Annotated in this window: 18 protein-coding genes; 9 read left to right on the top strand and 9 right to left on the bottom strand. The window is 72.1% G+C overall.

The genetic code is table 11. From position 1 onward, the window contains the following. Positions 1-2: 2 nt before the first annotated feature. Both ACIBHY_RS36880 and ACIBHY_RS36875 read right to left on the bottom strand, forming a co-directional pair. Positions 3-938: a carbohydrate ABC transporter permease gene (locus ACIBHY_RS36880; RefSeq protein WP_397258642.1), complete on the bottom strand. Its 936-nt coding sequence runs from the start codon at positions 936-938 to the stop codon at positions 3-5. Beyond that, positions 935-2,248, bottom strand: a complete 1,314-nt coding sequence (locus ACIBHY_RS36875) for a glycoside hydrolase family 36 protein (RefSeq protein WP_397309127.1) — start codon at positions 2,246-2,248, stop codon at positions 935-937. The genes ACIBHY_RS36880 and ACIBHY_RS36875 overlap by 4 nt, the downstream gene beginning before the upstream one ends. A 162-nt stretch (positions 2,249-2,410) precedes the next feature. Here ACIBHY_RS36875 and ACIBHY_RS36870 point away from each other — a divergent pair, with 162 nt between their 5' ends. Beyond that, a complete protein-coding gene (locus tag ACIBHY_RS36870) occupies positions 2,411-3,613 on the top strand; it encodes an ROK family transcriptional regulator (RefSeq protein WP_397309126.1) in 1,203 nt (400 codons plus the stop codon). Here ACIBHY_RS36870 and ACIBHY_RS36865 read toward each other — a convergent pair. Continuing rightward, on the bottom strand, positions 3,553-4,377 hold the full coding sequence (locus ACIBHY_RS36865) for a phytanoyl-CoA dioxygenase family protein (RefSeq protein ID WP_397309125.1): 825 nt from the start codon (positions 4,375-4,377) through the stop codon (positions 3,553-3,555). The two genes, ACIBHY_RS36870 and ACIBHY_RS36865, sit on opposite strands and share 61 nt — an antisense overlap. 103 nt (positions 4,378-4,480) lie before the next feature. Here ACIBHY_RS36865 and ACIBHY_RS36860 point away from each other — a divergent pair, with 103 nt between their 5' ends. Together ACIBHY_RS36860 and ACIBHY_RS36855 are read left to right on the top strand one after the other, a co-directional pair. Beyond that, entirely contained in the window at positions 4,481-5,281 is an 801-nt protein-coding gene (locus ACIBHY_RS36860; protein ID WP_397258650.1) for a helix-turn-helix domain-containing protein, read from the top strand. 9 nt (positions 5,282-5,290) lie between these two features. After that, entirely contained in the window at positions 5,291-5,749 is a 459-nt protein-coding gene (locus ACIBHY_RS36855; protein ID WP_397309124.1) for a peroxiredoxin, read from the top strand. On the opposite strand, the gene ACIBHY_RS36850 is transcribed toward ACIBHY_RS36855, so the two are convergent. From ACIBHY_RS36850 to ACIBHY_RS36840, 3 genes are read right to left on the bottom strand one after another with little or no spacing between them, the layout of a single operon-like run. Next, entirely contained in the window at positions 5,726-6,373 is a 648-nt protein-coding gene (locus tag ACIBHY_RS36850; protein ID WP_397258654.1) for a class I SAM-dependent methyltransferase, read from the bottom strand. The two genes, ACIBHY_RS36855 and ACIBHY_RS36850, sit on opposite strands and share 24 nt — an antisense overlap. A gap of 25 nt (positions 6,374-6,398) precedes the next feature. After that, a complete protein-coding gene (locus tag ACIBHY_RS36845; protein WP_397309123.1) occupies positions 6,399-8,030 on the bottom strand; it encodes a DUF885 family protein in 1,632 nt (543 codons plus the stop codon). After that, positions 8,027-9,646: a PucR family transcriptional regulator gene (locus tag ACIBHY_RS36840; RefSeq protein WP_397309122.1), complete on the bottom strand. Its 1,620-nt coding sequence runs from the start codon at positions 9,644-9,646 to the stop codon at positions 8,027-8,029. Before ACIBHY_RS36840 ends, ACIBHY_RS36845 begins: the two co-directional genes overlap by 4 nt. 131 nt (positions 9,647-9,777) lie before the next feature. On the opposite strand from ACIBHY_RS36840, the gene ACIBHY_RS36835 reads away from it, so the two are divergent. From ACIBHY_RS36835 to ACIBHY_RS36815, 5 genes are read left to right on the top strand one after another with little or no spacing between them, the layout of a single operon-like run. Beyond that, positions 9,778-10,335 carry a nitroreductase family protein gene (locus ACIBHY_RS36835; RefSeq protein WP_397258659.1) on the top strand — a complete coding sequence of 186 codons (558 nt, stop codon included), beginning with the start codon at positions 9,778-9,780 and terminating at the stop codon, positions 10,333-10,335. Then, positions 10,332-10,640: a DUF6092 family protein gene (locus ACIBHY_RS36830; protein ID WP_397309121.1), complete on the top strand. Its 309-nt coding sequence runs from the start codon at positions 10,332-10,334 to the stop codon at positions 10,638-10,640. Before ACIBHY_RS36835 ends, ACIBHY_RS36830 begins: the two co-directional genes overlap by 4 nt. Before the next feature lie 5 nt (positions 10,641-10,645). Continuing rightward, positions 10,646-11,128: a RidA family protein gene (locus tag ACIBHY_RS36825; protein WP_397258750.1), complete on the top strand. Its 483-nt coding sequence runs from the start codon at positions 10,646-10,648 to the stop codon at positions 11,126-11,128. A 19-nt stretch (positions 11,129-11,147) separates the two neighbouring features. Then, a complete protein-coding gene (locus ACIBHY_RS36820) occupies positions 11,148-12,221 on the top strand; it encodes a DUF917 domain-containing protein (protein WP_397258663.1) in 1,074 nt (357 codons plus the stop codon). After that, positions 12,218-13,762, top strand: coding sequence for a hydantoinase/oxoprolinase N-terminal domain-containing protein (locus ACIBHY_RS36815; protein WP_397309120.1), 1,545 nt, complete (start codon positions 12,218-12,220; stop codon positions 13,760-13,762). Before ACIBHY_RS36820 ends, ACIBHY_RS36815 begins: the two co-directional genes overlap by 4 nt. Positions 13,763-13,768: 6 nt before the next feature. On the opposite strand, the gene ACIBHY_RS36810 is transcribed toward ACIBHY_RS36815, so the two are convergent. From ACIBHY_RS36810 to ACIBHY_RS36800, 3 genes are all read right to left on the bottom strand, one after another. Continuing rightward, positions 13,769-14,392: a maleylpyruvate isomerase family mycothiol-dependent enzyme gene (locus ACIBHY_RS36810; RefSeq protein ID WP_397309119.1), complete on the bottom strand. Its 624-nt coding sequence runs from the start codon at positions 14,390-14,392 to the stop codon at positions 13,769-13,771. 76 nt (positions 14,393-14,468) lie between these two features. Further along, a complete protein-coding gene (locus ACIBHY_RS36805; protein ID WP_397258669.1) occupies positions 14,469-14,777 on the bottom strand; it encodes a hypothetical protein in 309 nt (102 codons plus the stop codon). A gap of 135 nt (positions 14,778-14,912) precedes the next feature. Then, positions 14,913-15,509 carry a TetR/AcrR family transcriptional regulator gene (locus ACIBHY_RS36800; RefSeq protein ID WP_397309118.1) on the bottom strand — a complete coding sequence of 199 codons (597 nt, stop codon included), beginning with the start codon at positions 15,507-15,509 and terminating at the stop codon, positions 14,913-14,915. A gap of 97 nt (positions 15,510-15,606) precedes the next feature. On the opposite strand from ACIBHY_RS36800, the gene rph reads away from it, so the two are divergent. Beyond that, positions 15,607-18,342: a rifamycin-inactivating phosphotransferase gene (rph, locus tag ACIBHY_RS36795; RefSeq protein ID WP_397309117.1), complete on the top strand. Its 2,736-nt coding sequence runs from the start codon at positions 15,607-15,609 to the stop codon at positions 18,340-18,342. Positions 18,343-18,359 lie beyond the last annotated feature (17 nt).

Genomic DNA, 18,359 nt, shown 5'->3' with positions numbered 1-18,359 from the left:
CCTCAGCTCAGGTCGTAGGTGGTGCGCTTGCTGAAGAACCGGATCTGCGCCGTCGTCACCAGCAGAATGATCAGGAAGAGCAGCATCGACAGCGTGGCGGCGTAGCCGAAGTCGAACTCCCTGAACGCGGTGTGGAAGATCTTGTAGTTGAAGACCGTCGTGGACTCGCTGGGCCCGCCCGCCGTCATCGAGTAGATCGTGTCGAAGGCCTGGAAGGCGCCGATCATGTTGGTCACCATGACGAAGAACATCGTGGGGTTGAGCAGCGGCAGCGTCACCCGGAAGAAGCGCTGGCGCGGCGTGGCCCCGTCGACGGAGGACGCGTCGTGCAGCTCCTGCGGGATCCCCTGCAGCCCCGCGAGGAAGAACAGCATGTTGTAGCCGGTGTTCTGCCAGACGCTGACCAGGGCGACCGCCGGCAGCGCCAGCGAGGTCTCCGACAGCCAGGCGGGCCCGGTGACGCCGAACACCTCCAGGAACCGGTTGATCGCGCCGTCCCTCGGGTCGAAGATCCAGCTCCAGACCAGGCCGAGCACCATCGGCGTCGCGATCCAGGGGATCACGAACAGCGCGCGGAAGAACTTGATCCCCCTGAGCTTCTGGTTCACCAGCATCGCCAGCGCCAGCGCGAGCACCGTCTGCAGCGGGATGCACAGCAGGACGTACAGGACGGTGACGCCGAGCGAGCTCCAGACCGTGCCGTCGGCCGCCATCGCGACGTAGTTGTCCAGGCCGACGAAGACCGGTTCCGACAGCAGTTCCCAGTCGAACAGGCTGAGGCCGAAGACGATGAGGACGGGCAGCAGGAGGAAGGCGACGACGCCGAACAGGCTCGGCGCGACGAACACGTAGGGGTGCAGGGAGCGCCAGCCGCGGCGCGCCTTCCCGCGGCGCCGCCGGCCGCTCGCCGCCGACAGGGGCCGCGCGTCGGCCGTCACGACGGATCCGTCCTGGTCGGGACCAGCAGGCGTCTGGTCGTCTCCAGCCCCCACGCGTCGAGCGCGGCGATCGGGTCGCTGGAGCCGCGCAGCCCGCCGGTGGCCGCGATGTGGGCGGCCCAGTCCTCGCGGGCCTCCACCTCGGGCCTGGCGATGAGGCAGTCGGGGTCGTTGACCCACCAGCGGGCGTGCAGGAACTCCCTGGCCGCCCCGGCCAGGCGGGCGCCGAGCTGCGACGGCTGGCTGATGTCGCCGGACCTCGGCAGCAGCGTGGGGGCGATGTCGGGGCTGACCCGCATGATGTCGACCAGGCCGAGGCTGGGCAGCATCGGGGCGCCGCAGCCGTGGATGGTGGCGCCGGGTCCCGCGCCCTCGCGGATCAGCTCCAGGCCCCTGCGGTAGGCGGCGATCGGATCCACGTCCTGGTGGCGGCGGCCCGGGAGCGCGCCGGCGTAGATGTAGTCGAGCTTGAAATGGGTCAGGCCGATCGCGGCCAGCCGCTCGAAGACGTGGACGAGGTGGGCGGCGGCGTCGGGGTGGGTGACGTCGAGGACGGCGAGGTCCTGGTCCCACATGTGCCCGGCGGACACTCCGGGCACCAGCCAGTCGGGGTGCTCGCGGAAGATCCGGCTGCGGTGGCCCGCCAGGAAGGGGGCGACCCAGATCCCGGCCCGCTTGCCGGCGTCGGTGATCGCGCCGACCGCGCGCTCCAGCGAGCCGAACTCCGGTCGTAAGTCCAGCCAGTCGCCGATCCCGGCCTCGTAGCCGTCGTCGATGAGGAACATGTCGGCGTCCACGCGGTGCCGCCGGGCCAGCTCCAGGTTCTCCAGGACGTCGGCCTCGGTGACCTTGTCCCAGTAGCCGTACCAGGTGCACCACATGGGCGGCACCGCGGGGAACGACTCGGGGGCGTGCCCGGTGGCGATCGTGCGGGCCCAGTCGCGCAGCGCCCGGTCCAGGCTTTGTGAGGTACGGCTGTGCCGTACCGGGCCGTCGGCCGAGACGATCAGCCGGTCGTGCTCGCGCCGGGCCCGGATCGAGGGCACGTGCAGAGGGCCGGGCGCGGACCACAACTCGACGGGACCACCGTCGCCGGGGTCGATCGCGAGCAGGCCCTCGCCCTGGAACACGCCGGCGGGCACCGGCGTCTCGGGGCGGTAGCAGAGGGTCTGGATCGTGGGGTCGGCCGCACGGGGCGGCCGGTCGTCCAGGCGGTAGGCGCCTGTCGGGCTCCACGACTGCCAGCCGTGTTCGAAGACCAGCGCGTTCCGGGGGTCGCAGCTGACCTCGCCGACGTCTGCGAACGGCATCAGGCTTGTTTCCTCTCGCTACTTACGAAGGAGTGCTTCATTACTAGCACCGTGGCAATCAGCGGGTCAATGCCGATTTCGTAGCGAAAACCAAGGAAAACGAGCCGAAGTGCGCACTGGCATACTGCTCACATAACCAGGAAAGCTCCATTAGGGAGGACGATGACGAACCTTCGCGGCGGTGACCTGTCCCGGCTGAGACAGCTCAACTCGCTGTCGGCCCTGCGCGAGCTGCGCGGGGCCGGGCCGCTCACGCTGTCGGCCCTGGCCGAGCGGACCGGCCTGTCCAGACCCTCCACCAAAGACGTCGTCGACGAGCTCATCGAACTCGGCTGGGTCGTCGAGGTCCCGCCGACCGCGGGCAGCATGGGCCGCCCCGCCCGGCGCTACCGCTTCCGCGCCGACAGCGGCTACCTGGTGGGCATCGACATAGGCGCGCACAACGTCCGTGCCGCGCTGGCCGACCTCGACGGCGAGGTGCTGGCCGAGACCAGGCAGCCCGTCCTGCCGGAAGCCCCGCTCGCCGACCGGCTGGCCGCCATAGAGCGCGCGGTGGACGGCTGCCTCGCCCTGAGCGACAAGCGCATGACCGACCTCTGGACCGTGGCCGTCGGCACCAACGGCGTCGTCACCCGCGAGGGCCACGTCGTCTTCTCCGCCGCCATCCCCGCCTGGCGCGGCCTGGACCTGGCCGCCGAGCTGCGCCGCATGTTCCCGTGCGAGGTGCTGATCGAGAACGACAGCAGGCTCGCCGTGCTCGCCGAGTCCAAGCGCGGGGCCGCGCGCGGCGCCGGCGACGTCGTCTTCCTGCACATCGGACGGCGTATGGGATCGGCCCTGATCATCGACGGCAAACTCCACCGGGGGTACGGCGCGGCCGCCGGCGAGATCGCCATGCTGCCCGAGGCGCGCTGGTACGACGCCCCGGAACACCTGCACGCCTGCCCCGCCGTACCCGCCGACGTGCCGCCCGAGGACGCGGCGGGACACACGCTCGCCGCGGCCAGGGACGGCGACCCCGTCGCCCTGGACTGCGTCGGACGCTTCGTCGACGACCTGGCCGTCGGCACCGCCGCCATGGTGCTGCTGCTCGACCCGGAGGTCGTCGTGCTCGGCGGCGGCTTCTCCCGCTCGGCCGACGTCCTGCTGCCGCCGCTGCGCGAACGCCTCGAACGCGTGTGCATGCGCATGCCCGAGGTCCGCGCCTCGACGCTGGGGGAGGAGTGCGTGGTCTTCGGCGCCATCGAGTACGCCGTCGCCCACCACGACCGCCACCTGTTCGCCGACGACGGGGACTCCGGAACTCAGCGGTCGCCGGGCTCGGCCGGGCAGGGGTCGCCGACATGGACGCGCGGCACCGGGTAGAGCACGCTGCGCCGACGCTCCGGCAGCTCCTTCAGCCAGGCGTCGTCGTAGGCGTAGCCGTAGCGGCTGCCGGCCCAGACGGGCCCGTACCGGTAGATGAGGACGCGGCGCTCACCCGGGTTCGTCCGGGTGGAGCCGCCGTGCATCAGCCCGTCGACGAAGAGCAGCGCGTCGCCCTTGTTCAGATACGCCGGGATCGCGCCGGGCAGGGTGTCCATCCGGTCGCCGCGCGCGTAGTCGCCGGCCAGCGGATGCTTGAAGTTCGACTTGTGCGAGCCGGGCACCACCATCGTCGCGCCGTCGCCCGGCCCGATGTCGGTGAGCGCGAGGATGATGTTGACCTGGCCGCAGCGGAAGACGCCGTGGTCGTAGCGGTAGCCGCAGCGCAGCGCCGTACGGTAGCCGCCGGAGTGCACGGGATGGTGCCCGCCCGACTCTCTGATCGAGGCGATCGTCTCGTCGATGAAGACGCCGGGGATGTAGCTGTCCTCCTCGCCCGCGTAGTGCTTGACCAGCTCGAACCAGCTCGGATGGTCGATCAGCTCCTCGAACGGCCGCCCGGCCGCCACCGCCTGGTGCAGCTCGAACCCGGTCTCCGGGGTGTAGTCGCGCCGCTGGCCGCCCCGGTACCACTCGCCGCGGGCCAGATCGCGCGGGAAGGCGTCGAACTCGGCGTTGAGCCGCGCCAGCAGATCCTGGTCGACCGCGTTCTCCAGGATCAGGTAGCCGTTGAGGTCGAACATGAAGTCGTCGAGCTCGGACATGGTGCGTACCTCCGCATCAAGGGGTGTTGTCTCCACCCTCCTGCGCCGCACCCCCGCCGGGCATCCACGCGCAATCGGCAAGGAGTCGCGTATTCTCAAGGTCGTGCCCCTCGCCCAGGTGATCGGCCTGCGGGCCTTCCACGTGACCTCGGGACCGATGCCGCGGTCCCACATCCACCCCGAGCTGGAGTTCAACCTCGTCCTGTCCGGCACCGCCCGCTACACCACCTCGGCGGGCGCGGTGGACCTGCCGCGCGGCAGGCTCGCCGTCTTCTGGGGCGGCTACCCGCACCGGCTGGTGTCCGAGCGCGACGTCGACTTCCTCTGGGTGACCGTCCCGCTGAGCGCCGTCATCGGCCAGCCCGCCCTGCAGAGCGCGCTCGACCGCCTCCTGCAGGGCCATTTCCTGTACGGCACCGCCCGCGAATCCGCCCACGACCGCTTCCTTATGCGCCGCTGGGAGGAGGAGCTGCGCCTGGGCCGCCGCCCGGTGGCCGACGAGGCCGAGATCTGCCTGCTGGAGCTCCACGCCAGGCTCGCCCGCCTCGCCACCGGCAGGCGACCGGCCACCGGCGCCGTGGAGGCCCGCTCGGCCGAACGCATGCTCGCCGTCATCGCCCGCGGCTACACCGGCGACCTCACCGTCGAGGAGATCGCGCAGGCGGCCGGAGTGCACCCCACCTACGCGGCGCTGGCCTTCAAGCAGGCGCTCGGCATGCCCGTCTGGCAGTACGTCACCCAGCTCCGCCTCGCCCACGCCCGCCGCCTGCTGTCCGGCACCGACTGGGGCGTGGACCGGATCGCGCACGCCAGCGGCTTCCAGACCCGCTCCAGCTTCTACCGCGCCTTCCGCCAGGCCCACGACCAGACCCCCACCGAGTACCGGGCGGCCGGCGAGACGTAAGGTCGTCGCATGAGAACGGGCGACCTCGTCGAGGACTTCGAGCTTCCCGACGAGACGGGCCGGCCGCGCCGGCTGTCGGACCTGCTGGCGGACGGTCCCGTGGTGCTTTTCTTCTTCCCGGCGGCGATGACCGCGGGCTGCACCCGCGAGGCTTGCCATTTCCGCGACCTGGCGGCCGAGTTCGCGCAGGAGTCGGCGCGGCCCGTCGGCGTGAGCACCGACGAGGTGGAGCGGCAGCGGGAGTTCACCGACACGCACCGGCTCGGCTACCCGCTCCTGTCCGACCCGGACGGGACGGTCACCGGCAGGTTCGGCGTGCGGCGGGGGCTGGCCCTGGCGCCGACCCGGCGCCAGACCTTCGTGATCGACACCGACTTCCGCGTGCTGGCGGTGGTCAAGTCGGAGATCCGCATGTCCGTCCACGCCGACAAGGCCCTGGAAGCGCTACGAGCCCGCCGGGTCGGCTGAGCGGGTGGCGGACAGGTAGATCCTCCTGGTGGGGATCTCGTCCTCGTACGCCTCGCGGACGGTGACGTCGTCCACGAGGAAACCGGCCGCCCCGGCCGCGGCACGCAGTTCTGGCGCGGTGAACTCGGCCCAGTACACCCGCAGCTCACTGCCGAGCGGATCGGCGATGACGCCGTCGCCGGATCCCTCCTTGGCGACGACCAGGAGCTGACCGCCCGGACGGATCGCCGCCGCCCACGCGGTGAGCGCGGCCGGCAGTTCCCGCTTGGGCTGGTCGTGCAGGGAGTAGTACGACACCAGGCCGTCGAGCGCCGGCGTGACGGCCCGCTGGTCCATCACCTCGAACCGGCATCCGGGCTGCTCGCTTCTGGCCAGTTCCACGCAGCGCGGCGACAGGTCGACGCCGAAGGCGTCCAGGCCGTGCGCGGCCAGCAGCGCGGTCACGTGACCGCAGGGCCCGCAGCCCGCGTCGCACACCCTGCCTCCGTCGCCGATCCGCTTGGCGAACGCGTCGAGGACCTCCCGGTCGAAGGGCTTCCCCTCCAGCTCGTGGCGGAACAGGCGCAGATAGTGGTCGGCACGCGCGTCCCAGGCCCGCACGACGTCCGAAGCGTTCCCCTCCATGGGCGCCATCGTAGAGCCGGCCGCGCTACCCGAGTTCGGCCAGCCGGTCGGCCTCCTCGATGTGGTCGGTGAGGCCGAGCGACTCCCACCGCTGGAGCGCGAGCGGCACGTTGCCCTCCAGCCAGAGCCGGTCGTGGAAGGCCCCGAGATCGAACGCCGCGCCCTGGCTGCGGCGGGTGGCGGCCAGCAGGTCGAGCACCTGCAGCTTGCCGATCTGATAGCTCAGCCCCTGCCCGGGGTTGCCCGCGAAGAACACGGCCTCCTCCCACGCCGTGGCCCTGTCCATCGGCACCGCATCGGCCAGGACGTCCGCGGCCTGGTCCAGTGTGAGGTCTCCGAGCGCGAGCGCGACGTCCACCTCCACCCGCAGCGCCCGCAGCCGCATGGCGTTGGCCACGAACACGGCGCTGTGCGGGGAGCCGTCGAACAGCCCCGCCTGCAGCATGAGTTCCTCGTGGTAGAAGGCGATGCCCTCGTTGGCCGCCGAGTCGTGGTAGCGGCGGCGTACCGGATCGGGGTGGTGCCACGACAGCGCCAGCTGCTGGGCGTGGACGCCCTCGTGGGCGAGCTGGACCAGAGGGTCGCGGGCGGCGGCCAGCTCGAAGTACGGCAGGTCGGGCCGGGGCGGCTCGACGTATCTGATCGCGTCGGCGCCGGGACGCGACTCGACGCCGATCTCGTGCGGTACGCCGAGCCACGACAGCGGCGCCAGGTAGGCGGGCATCTCGGCGAAGAGGTAGTGGCGCAGGGTGGCGGGCTGGCTCAGCAGGCCCGTATCCGTGTAGAAGGCCCGCAACGCCAGCTCGTCGGCCGCCTCCGTCTCGACCAGGGCGGCGGTGCCGGTGGGCAGGGCGGGGTCGGGCGCCTCGCGGTGACGGTGCCGGAGCGCGGCCTCCAGCGCCTCGGCCCTGTCCCATTCCCGGCGCCCCATGGCGCGCACCTGCCGCGCGCCGTACGGCAGGAGCGCGACCTCGTGCAGGAAGAAGGCCAGCGCGCCGGCCCCGACGGCCGTCCGGTCGGTGCAGGCGGGCAGCTGCCCGCGCAGCCAGACGGCGAAGTCGTCGAGCGCGCGCACGGCCGCCCGCGTCGTCTCGCCCAGCCGCGTGCCGTCCGGCAGGAGCGGCGCGAGGGCCGACATCGCGGTGCTCAGGGATGGGCCCGCGCTCTCCAGCAGCGTCAGCGCCGACCGGGCGAACGGCGCGGCGGCGTGGCCCGCCAGGTTCTCGCGGCCCTGGGCCAGCACCGCGGGAATCGCGTCCAGCGCGGCGACGATCGAGGCGGCTCGCGTCACGGTGAACGGCGGCGCCGGCAGGAGCTGGTTGTAGACGGCCACCAACGCCTGGTCCAGGTAGAAGCAGGGGTTGCGCTGCCAGGCCCGCAGGATGTCCAGCTCCCACCTCACCCGGGCGAGCGCCGACCCCAGCAGCCTGGCGTCGACCCCGACCGGGACGGGCTCCCCGTCGAGGTCGAGCGCGCGCAGCTCCGCGTCGTAGGAACGCCACGTCTCCCGCCGGGCCGCCACCGAGGCCGCCGACCAGTCCGGCACCCAGCCGGGCGGACGCTCGACCCTCGTGATGTCGTCGCCGGAGTCGGGAGCGGCCGCGACTCGCCACCGCCAGAAGCGTTCCGCCAGATCCCCGAGCTTTTCCGCCGTCATCTCGTACCGACTTTCTGTGCGCCTGCCGGGTGTCCGGCCCCGGATCCAGAGGCTATCGGGGTCGCGACCGGTCCATCCTGGCTCGCTCGGGCGGCCACGCGGCAGGCCAGTTGCAGCAGGAGGCGGTGGTCGGCGTTGTCGCCGTCCATGTCGAGCAGGTCGAGCAGCCTCTTGACCCGGTTGGCGACGGTGTTGCGGTGCACGCCCAGCGCCGCCGCCGCGTCGCGGGGCGAGCCGGGGTGGTCGAGGAAGGCCTGGAGCGTGCGGATGGCCTCGTCCTTGCGCCGCGGGCCGAGCTCGTCGAGCGGGGCCAGCAGGCGGTCGACGACGACGCGCGAGCTGTTCATGGCGTACCACTGCAGCAGCACGCGCCGGAACCCGAGGTCGCGGAAGGCGAGCGGACGGTCCTGGTGGCGGGCGGTGCGCGCGGCCGCCCCGCCGGCGCGCGCCTCGGTCGCGGAGGTCTGCAGGCCTTCGAGCCCCTGGTAGGAGCCGCCGACGCCGCAGTACAGGCGCAGGCCGGCGAACTGCTCCTTGAGCCTGGCGAGCACGGCGCTCGCGGTGCGGGTGAGCGCCTTCGGCTGGGTGGCGGCGGGTTCGGACCGGTCGGTCCGCACCAGCGTGAGCGCGCTGCCGGCGTCCGCGCGCTGCCAGTCAGCGCCGTCGTTCAAGGCCGCCTGCAGCGCCAGGCGGCGGGCTTCGACCGTGAGTTCGTGGCGCGCCGCCTCGCCGCCGGTGAGGCTGTCGAGGTTGTCCAGCTCGATGTGGATCACGGTGTGCCAGCCGTCGACGACGAAGCCCGCGCGCCGCGTCCTGGCCAGCAGCGGCCCGGCGTCCTCGGGCGCGCTCAGCAGCAGCTCCGCCAGCAGCGCCGCCCGCGACGCGGCCGGCCCTTCCGAGGTACGGCGGGCCTGCTCGATCGTGTGCCCGGCCAGCGAGGCGGCCCGGTGCAGCACGAGGCGCACGACCGCGTCGGAGGCGTCCCCGGCCGGCGCGCACCTCAGCCGCGCCCGCACCGCCCCGGCGACCGTCACGGGCACCCCTTCCCCATCGGGGTGCTGCTCGGCGGTGACGGGCGCCCCCTCGCCGTCCGGGCGCCGCTCGACGGTGACGGGCCTGCCGAGTTCGCGCCCGGCCAGCGCGGCCAGCTCGCCGATCGGGTCGGGCCCCGGCTCCGCGCGGTCCAGGGCCGCCAGCGCGGCCGCCGCCCGGGAGATCGTGCGCATCGGCCCGAGGGCGAGCTCCTGCTCGATCGCGATCACGAGCCGCGCCAGGTCCGTGCCCCGCTCCACCGACAGCAGCGAGAGCCCGCGCCGCTCGGCCAGCCTGCTGACGGTCAGCGGCAGCGGCCGGTCGGGGGGCAGCCCGACCAGGGCGAGCGCGGCCACGTTCGCGCCGGCGGCGAAGCCCACCGCGACGTCCAGCAGGTCGGGGTTGATCTCGTCGGAGGCTCTGCCGGTGCAGACCCCGACCTGGCCGTGGGGGGCGGGCGGGATGGCCCGCATGTCCTCGATGAGCGTGACCCGCGCGATGTCGCGGGAGTGCCCGGCGTCGCAGAGCACCGTGACGGCCCGGCCGATGTCGGGCCTGAGCAGGAGTTCGCGGACCACCGTCATCAGCCGCACGGTAGTCCCAGGTGTGCGATGCGCACAAGATGAGGATTTGAGATGTGCTATCGCACATATCCCTTTTGTCTGGCCCGGCTTAGGGTCAGGCACAACCTTCCCGAACCCCCCAGGGAGCGCACATGATCGATGCCAAGCCACTCGACATAGCCGACGGCATGCGGCGCCGCCGTATGCACCGGATCTTCGAGGACCGCCCGGTGCCCGCCGAGGTCCTGGGCCGGATGGCCTGGGCGGCGGCCCGCGCCCAGCAGGCCCGCTCGGGCGTACGCCACGTGGTCGTCGTCGACGATCCGGTGCTGCTGGCCACCGCGCGGCAGGTGCTGCCGGGGTTCCTGAACAACGCCCCGGCCATGCTCGCCCTGTGCTCCGACCTCGACCAGGCCGGCACGACCGGCGGCCCGCGCATGGTCGAGCACGTCAGCCGCCTGGACTCCGGCGCGGCCTGCGCGCACCTCGCGCTCATGGCGCAGACGCTGGACCTGGGCATCTGCACCGTCACCAGCTGGGCGGACGAGGCGGTCCGCGCCCTGTTCGGGCTGCCCGCGCACATCCGCCCCGACGTGACGGTCGCCATCGGCTACGTCACCAAGGAGACGGCCTCGCCCGCGGTGCGCGGATTCACCTCGGGGCTGCACCACAACGCCTTCGGCGCCGCCTTCGAGGACGGCGCGCGATGACCGCGGCCGGCGAGGAACCGGACCGCGCCCTCTACGAGACCGTCACGGTGCTGGTCTGCAGCGCGCCGCTCGCCCTGGACGAGACCAGGCTGCTGTCGGCGTTCCGCATGCTCGACGCCGCCGACCGGCTCATGGGGATCATGGGCGAGCACGACGACGCGTTCCTGCGGCGGGCGCGGGCCGACTACGCCGCCCACCGCATGCTGGCCATGACGGACCAGGCCGCCTTCACCGACTGGATGTCGCGGTACGTGGCCGAGTTCGCCGCGCAGGCGCTGCGCCGTACCCGCGCGGAAGGGGTGTGAGCGCGATGGGCGTCGAGGAACGCATCAGGGAACTCGGCCTCGTCCTGCCCGCGCCGCTCATTCCGCCGGACGGGCTGCGGCTGCCCTTCCCGTCGGTCCGGGTGCGGGGGAACCGGGCCTATCTGTCCGGGCACGGGCCGCTGCTGCCCGACTGGTCGGTGGACGGTCCGGCGGGACGGGTCGGCGCCGAGGTGAGCGTGGAGGAGGGCTACGCGGCGGCCAGGGCGACCGGGCTGCACATGGTCACCAGCCTGCGCGCGGCCCTCGGCGACCTGGACAGGGTGACGGCCTGGCTGCGGGTGTTCGGCATGGTCAACGTGGCACCGGGCTTCACCCGCATGCCCGCGGTGATCAACGGCTTCTCCGATCTGATCCACCAGCTGTGGCCGGAGGACAGCGCGCTCCACGCGCGCTCGGCCGTGGGAGTCGCTTCGCTCCCGTTCGGCATTCCCGTGGAGATCGAAGCCGAAGTGGAGATCGACGGATGAACCATCAGGAGGTGGGTTCGTGAACCGCATCACGCTCGACGACGTCGAGGACCTCGCGCTCGGCGCGGTCGTCCTGGGCACCGGTGGGGGCGGTGACCCCTACATCGCGAAGATCATGCTGCGCGAGGCCATCGCCAAGCACGGCCCCATCGAGATCGTCAACGCCGCCGACCTCGACCCGGACGGCCTGCTCCTGCCGATCTGCATGGTCGGAGCGCCCACGGTCGTCGTGGAGAAGTTCCCGAACGGCAACGAGGCCGGCCGGGTGCTCAGAGCCCTGGAAAGCCACCTCGGCCGCACGGGCGTGGCGGTGTTACCGCTGGAGAACGGCGGCCTGAACTCGTTGTTCCCGCTCGTGGTCGCCGCCGAACTGGGGCTGCCCTGCGTGGACGCCGACGCGATCAGGCGCGCGTTCCCGCAGATCGAGATGAGCCTGTTCACCCTCGCCGGGCTCTCCTCCACGCCGATGACCATGGCCGACTCCATGGGCAACTACGTGTTCTTCGACTCCGTCGACAACGCCACCGGCGAGAAGCTGGCCCGTTCGTGCGTGGCCCAGATGGGGATGCTCGCGGTGGTCAGCGCCTATGCCGTCACCGCCGGCGAGTGCGCGCGGTTCGGCGCGAACGGCTCGCTGACCTACTGCCTGGAGATCGGGCGCAGGATCCGGGCGATCCAGGAGGGCAGGCCGGGGGCGTACGAGGAGTTCCTGCGGTTCTGCGAGGCCGAGATCCTGTTCACCGGCAAGGTGGCCGACATCGAACGCCGCACCACCGGCGGCTGGGCCCGCGGCACGATCACGCTGACCCACCTCGACGACCCGGGCCGCGCCATGCGCGTGGAGGTGCAGAACGAGAACCTCATCGCCTTCGAGGACGGCGAGCCGAAGGCCATGGTCCCCGACCTCATCACCCTGCTCGACACCGAGACCGGCACCGCCATGACCACCGAGGCGGTCGCCTACGGCCAGCGGCTGCACGTGATCGCGATGCCGGCGCTGCCGCAGTGGCACACGCCGGAAGGGCTCGCGCTGGCAGGACCGCGCGCGTTCGGCTACGACCTCGACTTCGTGCCCATCGGAGGGACCCGATGACGACCATCCGCATCGGCATCGACGTCGGCGGCACCAACACCGACGTCGTCGCCATCGACCCCGACGGGCAGGTCGTGACGTGGCACAAGACCCCGACGACCGCGACGTTGTTCGACGGCATCGGGACGGGCCTTTCCGCCGTGCTCGCCCGGGTACGGCCCGCCGACGTCAGCCACGTGATGCTCGGCACCACCCACCCGGTCAACGCGCTCATCGCCAGAAGCAACCTGGCCAGGGTCGGCGTGCTGCGCATCGGCGCCCCGGCCACGATGTCGATCTCGCCGCTGGCGGACTGGCCGCGTGACCTGGCCGGCCTGGTGTGCGCGTACAGCGCGGTCGTGCGCGGGGGCCACGAGTTCGACGGCAGCCCGATGGGCCCCCTCGACGAGGACGCCGTGCGCGCCTTCGCCAAGGCCTGCGGCACCGCCGTCGACGCCATCGCGCTGACCGGCGTGCACTCCCCGGCCAACCCGGAGCACGAGATCCGCGCCGGGCAGATCCTCGCCGAAGAACTCGGCCAGAACTTCCCCGTCACCCTGGGACACCAGATCGGCGGGCTCGGCCTGCTCGAACGCGAGAACTCCGCGACGCTCAACGCGGCGCTGCGCTTCGTCGGCGCGGAGGTGGTGACCGGCCTCGAACAGGCGCTGTCCGCGCACCGTCTGCGGGCGGAGATCTACATGACGCAGAACGACGGCACGCTGCTGAGCGCGGCGGAGGCGGCGCGCCGGCCGGTCATGACGATCGGCTCCGGCCCGACGAACTCCATGCGCGGCGCGGCCCACCTGTCCGGGCTGGCCGACGCGATCATCATGGACGTCGGCGGCACCTCCACCGACGTCGGCATGCTCGTCAACGGCTTCCCGCGCGAGTCGGCCCTCCCGGTCGAGATCGGCGGCGTACGGACGAACTACCGCATGCCCGACCTCATCTCCGTCGGCCTCGGCGGCGGGACGGTGGTCCGCGCGGACGAGGGCCTGCGGATCGGGCCGGACAGCGTCGCGCATCGGCTGACCGAGCGCGCCCGCGTCTTCGGCGGCGACACGCTCACCCTCACCGACGTGTCGGTGCTGGCAGGACGCCTGACGGCCGGCGAGCCGGGCCGCGCGGTCGACGTGTCCCGCCCGCTCGTCGGGCAGGCCCTGTCCTGGGTGGACGAGCGGATCGGCAGGCTGGCCGACCGCATCAAGGTGGCCCGCTCCGACCTGCCGCTGGTCGCCGTCGGCGGCGGCGCGCACCTGATCCCGGACGAGATCCCGGGCGTCAGCGTCGTGCACCGCCACGAGTACGCGGCGGTCGCCAACGCCATCGGCGCCGCCATCGCCGAGGCGTCCGGCACGCTCGACCGGACCTACCAGTTCTCCGACGGCGGCCGCGAGGCCTGCCTCGAAGCCGCCAGGCGAGCCGCCGTCGACGCCGCGGTACGCGCCGGAGCCGACCCCGCGGGCACGCGCATCACCGCCATCACCGAGATCCCCATCTCCTACCTGCCGGGAGACAGCGTCCGCGTCCAGGTGAAGGCAACCGGCCCGCTGACCTGACCTTTCTCATGAGCTGGTGAAACGGGCGGCCGCGGCTCCGGACAGCCGCCCGGCGGGCAGCTTCCTGCCGGTGACCGCCAGCAGGATGTCCTGGGCCGGGCCGCTGACGAGGTCGCCGGTGCCGGCGCTCCAGTCGAGGTCGTCGGCGGCGAAGCGGACCCCGTCGAGGTCGGCCCCGAAGAACGTGACGCTCTTGGCCGTCAGGTCGGCGGGCATCGCCAGGATGAGGCGATCCGGCGGGACCTTCCTGTCCAGCCCGAGCGGGAGCGTGATGTCGAGCCCGTGGATCACGTCGTGCCGCAGCGCCTCCCCTGGCCCGCCGCCCGGCGGGGTCCAGGGGTGCTCGGCGTTGCCGCTCAGGGCCGCCACGAGCCGCCCGGTGTCCATGGCCGCGGCGTCGCGCCTGGCCAGGCGGTCGCAGGCCCGGTGGAAGTCGCCGCGGGCACGCAGGATGGACAGGACGACTCGTGGCATGGAGTACCTGAAGGCCATGGACAGGTGGGCGGCGACCTCGCGTACCCGCCAGCCCGCGCACAGCGAGGGCGTCTGCCACTGCTCGGGGGTCAGCCCGGCGAGGAGGGCGGCCAGGTCGCGGCGCTCGGCGGCGATGGCCGCCTGGATGTCGGTCATGGGTTCTGCCTTTCTCCGATGCGTGCTCACGCCTCATGACGCGTGAGCACCCGGAGAATCGACAGCCCCTCGGCGGTCAGATGGGATCGTCGTGCCCGGCCAGCAGGGGATCGCAGACCGGGACGGTCTCGTAGTCCTCTCCCGCCACGGGGCGGATGTCCTGCCAGTGCACCCAGCGCACGTGGCCGCTGTGCCGTACGCCCTCGTGGGTGGCGAGCGTCTGCGGCCGCCACAGCAGGTAGCCCCAGCGCTCGCCGTCGCGGTCGTCGCCCCAGGCGAGCAGGTAGCGCGCCTCGCCGCTGTCGGGCACCGGAAACATCGCCTCCGCGTACTCCACGATCGGCGGACGCCACAGATCGGGCAGACCCTTCGGTTTCAGATCCATGCGATCATTATATAGGAACAGGTGTTCGACATGGGGGGAATTGGACCGAGTTCTCGGACTCTCTCCGGCGGTGGCCGACGGCGCTGGCCAGGCGATATGTCGGGAAGAGTGCCGTAGTATCCAGCGGGCGACCTCCTAGGCCGGTCGGTAGCCCACCTGGCGGAGCAGCGCGAGGAAGTAGGACTTGACGGCCTCGGGGGGCTCGGTGTCGGGGTAGGCGCCCAGGTGGTGGAGTATCGCGCCGTTGAGCATCTCCAGGACGACCTGGATGTCCCGCTCGGGCGGAAGCTGCCCGCGCTCGCGGGTGCGCAGCAGCGCCGCGTGCTCGGCCGCCGCGCGCCGCCCGCCGTGCGCGTTCCGGTAGGCCAGCAGCAGTTCCGGGTGGTCGTCCACCGCGCCGTAGAGCCGGCGCAGCATGCGGCGGTTGCGGGGCTCGCTCAGGTAGCGCGCCCAGTCGTCGAGCATGTGCTCGGTGTCCGGCCACTCCAGCGCTTCGGGGTCGTGGTCCTGGTGCACGGACTCGATGGCCTGGATCAGCAGTGTCGTCTTGTCGGGGAACCTGCGGTAGACGGTGGCCCGCGTCACCCCGGCGCACTGGGCGACCTGCTCGATGCTGGTCTCCGCGGCGCCGCGCTCGATCAGCAGGTCGAGGGCGGCCGCAAGCACGTCCGCGTCCACCTTCTGGCTGCGGGGCCGCCCGGGTGAGCGCGGGGTGCGCGCGGTGTCGGTCATGTCCGGGTACCTCCTCGGGCGGGAGCATAGTGCCTAGTTACAATACAGATCTGTACTGTATCGTAATCGGCGTTCCCCAGAGAGACAGGAAACGGTCATGAGTGCTTACGTGCTCGGCTTCCACGACATCGACAAGACACGGATCGCCCTGGCCGGAGGCAAGGGCGCCAACCTCGGCGAGCTGTCGTCCGTGCCCGGTGTCCGCGTGCCGGACGGCTTCTGCGTCACCACCGACGCCTACCTGGACGTCGTGGAGCGCGAGCCGTCGATCGCCGCGCTGATCGAGGCGCTGTCCGGGCTGCGCGCCGACGACCGCGAGGGCATCGCCGCCGCCTGCGCCCGCCTGCGCGCCGCCATCGAGCACCTGCCCGTGCCCGAGCCGATCCGGAACGACATCGTCGCCCGCCTCGGCCGGATGGGTGGCGAGGACGTGCCCTGCGCGGTGCGCTCCAGCGCCACGGCCGAGGACCTGCCGTCCAGTTCCTTCGCCGGCCAGCAGGACACCTACCTGAACGTGCGCGGCGCCGACGCGGTGATCGACGCGGTCCGGCGGTGCTGGGCGTCGCTGTTCACCGACCGCGCGAGCGCGTACCGCGTCAGGAACGGCTTCGACCACCGGGCGGTCCGCCTGGCGGTGGTCGTTCAGGAGATGGTCTTCCCCGAGGCGGCGGGCATCATGTTCACCGCCGACCCGGTCTCCGCCAACCGCGCGGTGGTCTCGATCGACGCCGGGTTCGGGCTGGGGGAGGCATTCGTCTCCGGGCTGGTCAACGCCGACAACTACCGGGTCAGAGCCGGCCGGATCATCGGCACGAAGATCGCCGAGCAGACGAAGGAACTGCGCGCCCGGCCGGACGGCGGCACGGAGGAGCACCCGGTCGAACCCGCCAGGCAGAACGCGCAGACGCTCGACGACGCGCGGATCCTGCGGCTCGAAACCCTGGGCCGGGCGATCGAGGCGCACTTCGGCGCGCCCCAGGACATCGAGTGGGCGCTACGCGACGGCGAGTTCCACATCCTGCAGAGCCGGCCGATCACCACGCTCTACCCCGTGCCGCCCGCCGCCGACGGCAAGAACCACGTGTACATCTCCTACGGGCACCGGCAGATGATGACCGACGCCTTCGCGCCGCTGGGGCTGTCGTTCTTCGAGCTGCTGCACGACAAGCTGGGCCGCACGGCGGGCGTCGTGGCCGGCAACCGCTTCTACAAGGACGTCTCCGCCGAGCTCACCTCGTTCTGGGCCAGGCCCGCGACGCTCAAGAGCCTGGACCAGGTCGACGTGCTGATGGCCGGCGCCCTGCGCGCCGTGCTGAAGCGCGAAGATTTCACCGCCTCGCTGGCGCGCGGCAGAACCTCCATGCTCGACTTCGGCGCGGGCGGCCCGCTGCCGATCGTCAGGCAGTACCTGAAACTCGCCCGCGAGGACGATCCCGGCGTCGTGCCCGCGCTCATCGCGCACACCGAGGAGACCGTGGAGCGGCTGCGGCGCGAGATCGCCGGGAAGTCGGGCGAGGAACTGTTCGCCCACATCGAAGCCGACCACGAGGTGCTGGCCGAGCTCACCTTCGACCCGCGCAGCGTGGCGGCGGCCTTTCTCGGCATCCAGTCGGTGAACTGGGTCAACAAGCACATGAAGGCCTGGCTGGGCGTGTCCAACGCCGCCGACGCCGTCGCCCAGTCCGCCGACCACAACGTGGTGGCCGCCATGGGGCTGGACCTGCTGGACGTCGCCGACGTGGTGCGCGCGCACCCGGACATCGTGCGCTACCTGGAGACGGCCGGGCGCGACACGTTCTTCGACGGGCTGGCCGCCTTCGCGGGCGGCTCCGCCGTACAGGCCGCGATCGAGGACTATCTGCGCGGGTACGGCATGCACTGCGCGGGCGACATCGATCTCACCAGGACCCGCTGGAGCGAGGACCCGACGCTGCTCGTCCCGCTCCTGCTCAGCGGCGTCAGGAACTTCCCGCCCGGCGAGCGCCGCCGCAAGGCGGAGCGGGGCCGCGCCGAGGCCGAACGCGCCATGAACGACCTCCTGGACCGCCTGCGGAAGCTGCCCGGCGGCGCGCGCAAGGCGAGGAAGGCGGCCAGGAAGATGAGCCTGATCCGGCACTTCATCGGCTACCGCGAATACTCCAAGCACTCCCTGCTGTTGCGCTACGAGATCTACAAGCGGGCGCTCATGGACGAGGCGGCCAAGCTGGCCGCGCGCGCGGTCATCACGGCGCCCGAGGACGTGTACTACCTGTCGATCGGGGAGTTCAGGGATGTCGTCCGCACCGGTGATCTCGACCCGGAGCTCATCGAGCGGCGGCGGGCGGAGCACGAGACGTTCCGGAAGCTCACGCCGCCGAGAGTGATCACCTCCGAGGGCGAGGTGATCAGCGGCGAGTACGACGCGGGAGGTCTGCCGGACGGGGCGCTGGCGGGCATCGCCGTGTCGTCGGGCGTCGTCGAGGGCCGGGCGCGGGTCATCCTGAACATCGCGGAGGCCGACGTGCGCGAGGGGGACATCCTCGTCACGGTGTTCACCGACCCGAGCTGGTCTCCGCTGTTCGTCTCGGTCAAGGGCGTCGTCATGGAGGTCGGCGGGGTGATGACGCACGGCGCGGTGGTGGCCCGCGAGTACGGGCTGCCCGCGGTCGCCGGCGTGGAAGGAGCCACAAGCCGGATCAAGGACGGCCAGCTCATCCGGGTGAACGGCGCCGAGGGCTACGTCGAGATCCTCCCCGACCCATCGGCGGCTGTCGCGCACGGCGGGCCGGAGTTCCGGCGGGTGTCCATCGGCGCGCGGGAGGTCCCCGGCCGGAATCGAGAGCACCCAGCCTGAGGAGGATCTGATGACCG

The sequence above is a fragment of the Nonomuraea sp. NPDC050547 genome (genome assembly GCF_044457345.1).
GTDB lineage: Bacteria > Actinomycetota > Actinomycetes > Streptosporangiales > Streptosporangiaceae > Nonomuraea.
This window is presented reverse-complemented; position numbering and strand designations above follow the sequence as displayed.

Excerpts from the sequence above, each read along its gene's own strand:
- ACIBHY_RS36875 (WP_397309127.1), bottom strand. The coding sequence starts at position 2,248 with ATGCCGTTCGCAGACGTCGGCGAGGTCAGCTGCGACCCCCGGAACGCG.
- ACIBHY_RS36870 (WP_397309126.1), top strand. The coding sequence starts at position 2,411 with ATGACGAACCTTCGCGGCGGTGACCTGTCCCGGCTGAGACAGCTCAAC.
- ACIBHY_RS36865 (WP_397309125.1), bottom strand. The coding sequence starts at position 4,377 with ATGTCCGAGCTCGACGACTTCATGTTCGACCTCAACGGCTACCTGATC.
- ACIBHY_RS36855 (WP_397309124.1), top strand. The coding sequence starts at position 5,291 with ATGAGAACGGGCGACCTCGTCGAGGACTTCGAGCTTCCCGACGAGACG.
- ACIBHY_RS36850 (WP_397258654.1), bottom strand. The coding sequence starts at position 6,373 with ATGGAGGGGAACGCTTCGGACGTCGTGCGGGCCTGGGACGCGCGTGCC.
- ACIBHY_RS36845 (WP_397309123.1), bottom strand. The coding sequence starts at position 8,030 with ATGACGGCGGAAAAGCTCGGGGATCTGGCGGAACGCTTCTGGCGGTGG.
- ACIBHY_RS36840 (WP_397309122.1), bottom strand. The coding sequence starts at position 9,646 with ATGACGGTGGTCCGCGAACTCCTGCTCAGGCCCGACATCGGCCGGGCC.
- ACIBHY_RS36835 (WP_397258659.1), top strand. The coding sequence starts at position 9,778 with ATGATCGATGCCAAGCCACTCGACATAGCCGACGGCATGCGGCGCCGC.
- ACIBHY_RS36830 (WP_397309121.1), top strand. The coding sequence starts at position 10,332 with ATGACCGCGGCCGGCGAGGAACCGGACCGCGCCCTCTACGAGACCGTC.
- ACIBHY_RS36825 (WP_397258750.1), top strand. The coding sequence starts at position 10,646 with ATGGGCGTCGAGGAACGCATCAGGGAACTCGGCCTCGTCCTGCCCGCG.
- ACIBHY_RS36815 (WP_397309120.1), top strand. The coding sequence starts at position 12,218 with ATGACGACCATCCGCATCGGCATCGACGTCGGCGGCACCAACACCGAC.
- ACIBHY_RS36810 (WP_397309119.1), bottom strand. The coding sequence starts at position 14,392 with ATGACCGACATCCAGGCGGCCATCGCCGCCGAGCGCCGCGACCTGGCC.
- ACIBHY_RS36805 (WP_397258669.1), bottom strand. The coding sequence starts at position 14,777 with ATGGATCTGAAACCGAAGGGTCTGCCCGATCTGTGGCGTCCGCCGATC.
- ACIBHY_RS36800 (WP_397309118.1), bottom strand. The coding sequence starts at position 15,509 with ATGACCGACACCGCGCGCACCCCGCGCTCACCCGGGCGGCCCCGCAGC.
- rph (WP_397309117.1), top strand. The coding sequence starts at position 15,607 with ATGAGTGCTTACGTGCTCGGCTTCCACGACATCGACAAGACACGGATC.